We start from the raw sequence: 260 nt of genomic DNA, 5'->3' as shown, positions 1-260 counted from the left end.
TGCCTGCGCCGGGCGCCGGGAAAACCCGTGGGCCATCGGCAGCACCGCCACCCAGTTATCGCGCCCCAGCACGGCGGCATTGCGCTCGGACGGCGGGTTGAGCACCACGCCCAGGTCGATCAGATTCGCGTCGAGCAAGGTGTTCACTTCATCGTCGGTCACTTCCAGGGCCGTGACCTCGATGCCGGGATAAAGCTGGTTGAACCGACGCAGCAGCGGCGGCAGGAACACCGCCAGCACCATGGGGAAACTCGCGATGC

Annotated in this window: 1 protein-coding gene; it reads right to left on the bottom strand. The window is 66.5% G+C overall.

Annotated features, from left to right (window positions below; all coding sequences use genetic code 11):
- A partial coding sequence (locus HX786_RS32105; RefSeq protein ID WP_372847448.1) for a LysR family transcriptional regulator substrate-binding protein occupies nucleotides 1-260 on the bottom strand: 260 nt, incomplete at both ends.

Origin of the sequence: Pseudomonas sp. 21615526, assembly GCF_013386245.1 — a bacterium.
Classification (GTDB): domain Bacteria; phylum Pseudomonadota; class Gammaproteobacteria; order Pseudomonadales; family Pseudomonadaceae; genus Aquipseudomonas.
The sequence above is the reverse complement of the archived record's forward strand: the minus strand, read 5'-3'. Positions and strand labels throughout refer to the sequence as shown.